Below are 3,468 nucleotides of genomic sequence, written 5' to 3'. Positions count from 1 at the left end.
ATGCGCGGCGGCGGACCGGTCAGTCGGGGCGCTCAGGGGCTGCCGGGGCCGTGTCAGGAGTTGCCACGGGTTGTCGGGGGCTGGTCGGGGCCGCGTCAGGGGTCGGCAGGGGCTGTCAGGGGCGATCGGAGCGGGCGCGCTGTTCCCTCATGTACTCCTTCCAGTCCGCGGGCGGGTACGTAGCCTGCGGAGCGGCGAGGGCTACATCGATGGCGATCGAGACGTCCCGGCTGAAGAAGTCGAGGTCCCGGATCAACTCCATTGCCCTCACGGTGTCCTGGCCGAGCGGACGGGCCATGCGGTCCGCGCCGGACGGAAAGCACAGCGGCTCGGCCTGCGCCATGCGCAGTTCGTGGTCGGCCTTGCGGTGCATGCCGAGTGAGGAGTAACCGACCGCCAAGACAAGCCGTTTGAGCGCGTCGGTCAGGCCCCGGGACATGTCCGACACCCCTTGCAGAGTCTGCGAGGGGTCGCCCGCGACCATCCCTCCTTCCGGTCTCGGCCCGTACTCCGCCGACAGGCGCTCGCCCTCGGTGGTCAGCAGGCCGTACGCCTCTTCCAGCGTGTTGGCGACCCGCGTCAGCTTGATCAGATCCAGGGACATTCCACTCCCTTCATGTCAACTGGTCCGACTCTACGAGCGATTGGGGCTTCGGTAGGTGAACTGCGGTTAATCGGCCTGATGTGGTGAGGCGCGGAGGGGGCGGGCTCTCGGCCCCGGTGCCCGGTGTTCGACGCACGGGTCTCGCCGCGCGGTGTTTCGGCGCACCGTCTCTTGCCGCCCGGCGCTTCGCCGCACGGCATCTTGCCGCCCGGTGGCCTGTCACCTGTGAGCGCCCATAAAGTCCGGCGAGGGGAGGTAAATTGATCCGCATGAGCCCCCGTATCGCGGTGATCGGCGGTGGTCCCGCCGGGCTTGTTCTCGCTCGGGTCCTGCACCGTCACGGTCACCCGGTGACCGTCCTGGAGCGCGACCCCGCCCGCGACGCCCGGCCGCCGGGCGGCACGCTGGACCTGCACGAGGGACTGGGCCAACGGGCCCTGGAGAAAGCCGGGTTGCTGGCGGAGTTCCAGGCGCTGTCCCGCCCCGAGGGCCAGGCCATGCGCATCCTGGCGCCGGACGGGACCGTACTGCGCGACTGGCAGCCGCGTCCGGACGAGCGGGCCAACCCCGAGATCGACCGGGGGCAGCTGCGCGATCTGCTGCTCGGGCCGCTGGACATCCAGTGGGGACGGGGCATTACGAAGGTGGTGCCGGGGAGCCGGAACGGCGTACTGGTCCGCCTCGCGGACGGCCACCAGGAGACGTTCGACCTCGTGATCGGCGCGGACGGCGCCTGGTCGCGGGTCCGCCCGGCGGTCTCGTCCGCGACACCGCGGTACACCGGCGTCACCTCGGTCGAGACCTCCCTGGAGGACGTGGACGTCCGGCACCCCGAACTCGCCCGGCTGGTCGGTGACGGTTCCCTCGCGGTCTACGGCGTCAACCGCGCGGTCGTGGCCCAGCGTTGCAGCGGCGGTCAGGTGAAGGTGTACGCCCAGTTCCGGGCGCCGTTGGGGGAACTCGCGCACCGGGACGAGGAGCGGGGCGTGGGATCGGGCCCAGCCCCGGACCGGCGTACGACCCCGCCCCAGGACGTGGCCCGTGACACGGGCCAGCGCCCCGCCGACGCGGAAGCCGTACGGTCCGACCTGCTGGCCCTGTACGACGGCTGGGCCGCTCCCGTCCTCGACCTCCTCCGCCACGGCACGGCCTTCATCCGCCGTCCCCTCTACGCCCTCCCCGCCCACCACACCTGGCCCCACGTCCCCGGCGTGACACTGATCGGCGACGCCGCGCACCTGATGCCGCCCTTGGGCGTGGGCGCGAACCTCGCCATGCTCGAAGGCGCCGAACTCGCCGAATCCATCGCCGGCGCCTCCAGCCCCGCCGATCTGGACAAGGCCGTCCGCACCTTCGAGGCCCACATGTGGCCACGCGCGGGCAGATGGTCGGAAATGACCCTGTCCGGTCTGAACCGCCTCGTCAGCCCCGACCCCACCGAAGCCCTCGCCGTCTTCGACGCGGTCCAGCCTTCCTGAGCGGCAGCACCAAGCGGGCACCCTCGGATCACAACGCCCTTTCCTCCTCGTCCAGTTGAGCCACTCCCTCCTCCCAGCGCCTACGCCGCTGTTCCTCCGTCTGCTCCCACCACGGCGTCCCCCGCTCCCCCAGCGCGACCTTCGCGCGGTGCACGCGGGCGCGAGCGGCGCGTTCGGCCTGGGGGTCGGCGGCGGTCGTGGCGGACCGTACGGCGCGGCGGGCCGCCATCAGGTGGTGGCGCAGCCGGGCGGCGGTCTCCTCGGGGAGCGCGGGGTCGGTGGCGCGCCACTTCCTCCCGTTGACGAGGATGAAGTGGCCGTCAGGGGTCGTGTCGGGCGGCGGACGCTTACGCGAGCGCGAGCGGGGTTGCGGCTGCGGCTGCGAGTGGGACTGCGGCTCGCGTTCGGAGAACTCGGCGGATGCGGCGGGTTCAGTAGGTTCGGCAGGTTCAGTGGATTCGGCGGGCCGGGCTGATTCGTCGGATGCGTCCACCTCACCGATTGTGGCCGCCCGGCACCTCCTCCGCCGCCGGGAGGACTCGCAGGGTCGTGCCGCGCGCCGGGGAGGTGGTCATGGAGTGGGTGGGGCCGGGCCAGATGTGCAGGTACTTGTCGCGGTATGCCTGATCAACGGCGATGTCCAACGCTTCGCCACCGGTCTGCTCCAGGCATACGGGGTAGCGGTGCCGCCCGTCCACGAACACGGCGCCGCCCTCCTTGAGCACACGGCGGTACCACGTGGACCGCTCGCCGTAGCCGCTGCGGATGTAGGGCTGGCCGTCCACCATGACGGCCCAGATCGGGGTGGTCTGCTCGCTGCCGTCGGGGCGCCGGGTGGCGATGAAGACGGTCTCGGTCCGCTCCAGGTACCCCGTCGTCTCGCGGAAGTCGGACTGCTCGGTGTGGCCGGTCATGGCAGCGCTCCTCTTGTCGTCGCGTGGTGCACGGGTGTCCGTGCACCGTCGCCGACAACGTTACAACCAACCGGATGGTTTAACAACGGTGAGCCTTCGAGCCGGGAGGGGGGCGCTGCTCCACCGCGTCGGCATCGGCATCAGGTTTCGGCTTCGGCTTCGGCAGCACGGCCGCCGTTCCGTCGGCACGGCGTACCGGCAGCACGAGGGCGACCACTCCGTGACGCGCTGTCCCGTCGAGGCGTAGATCCCAGCGGTGGAGGAGGTCGTCCGCGAGGGTTGGAAGCGCCTCGGTCCAGGCGGTTCCGGCAGCGCCGGAGTGGGCCCGGTGGGACGCGGCGAGGGTGGCGGGGACCTGGATGCGGGGTGGGGGCACAGGTTTAGGGTGTCAGTGGGTGGGCGGGTGACGGTGCGGTGGTGGGGCCGGGGAGTGGGGGCGGGTGTCAACTCGGCCTGAGGAGAGGTGACTTCC

4 protein-coding genes are annotated in these 3,468 nt (G+C 71.4%); 1 reads left to right on the top strand and 3 read right to left on the bottom strand.

The features are described 5' to 3' along the window. Positions 1-115: 115 nt before the first annotated feature. Positions 116-604, bottom strand: a complete 489-nt coding sequence (locus KUM39_RS27820) for a hypothetical protein (protein WP_217788549.1) — start codon at positions 602-604, stop codon at positions 116-118. A 269-nt stretch (positions 605-873) separates the two neighbouring features. On the opposite strand from KUM39_RS27820, the gene KUM39_RS27815 reads away from it, so the two are divergent. After that, entirely contained in the window at positions 874-2,082 is a 1,209-nt protein-coding gene (locus KUM39_RS27815) for an FAD-dependent oxidoreductase (protein ID WP_217788548.1), read from the top strand. A 28-nt stretch (positions 2,083-2,110) separates the two neighbouring features. On the opposite strand, the gene KUM39_RS27810 is transcribed toward KUM39_RS27815, so the two are convergent. Both KUM39_RS27810 and KUM39_RS27805 read right to left on the bottom strand, forming a co-directional pair. Beyond that, entirely contained in the window at positions 2,111-2,392 is a 282-nt protein-coding gene (locus tag KUM39_RS27810) for a hypothetical protein (RefSeq protein WP_217788550.1), read from the bottom strand. 184 nt (positions 2,393-2,576) lie between these two features. Next, positions 2,577-2,996, bottom strand: coding sequence for a DUF2255 family protein (locus tag KUM39_RS27805; protein WP_217788547.1), 420 nt, complete (start codon positions 2,994-2,996; stop codon positions 2,577-2,579). Positions 2,997-3,468 lie beyond the last annotated feature (472 nt).

The sequence above is a fragment of the Streptomyces corallincola genome, assembly GCF_019104725.1.
Classification (GTDB): Bacteria; Actinomycetota; Actinomycetes; order Streptomycetales; family Streptomycetaceae; genus Streptomyces; species Streptomyces corallincola.
Note: the sequence above shows the minus strand (reverse complement) of the source record. Positions and strands in the feature narration are given on the sequence as shown.

What these genes read in the sequence shown, in the direction of transcription:
- KUM39_RS27820 (WP_217788549.1), bottom strand. Translation starts at nt 604, where the DNA reads ATGTCCCTGGATCTGATCAAGCTGACGCGGGTCGCCAACACGCTGGAA.
- KUM39_RS27815 (WP_217788548.1), top strand. Translation starts at nt 874, where the DNA reads ATGAGCCCCCGTATCGCGGTGATCGGCGGTGGTCCCGCCGGGCTTGTT.
- KUM39_RS27805 (WP_217788547.1), bottom strand. Translation starts at nt 2,996, where the DNA reads ATGACCGGCCACACCGAGCAGTCCGACTTCCGCGAGACGACGGGGTAC.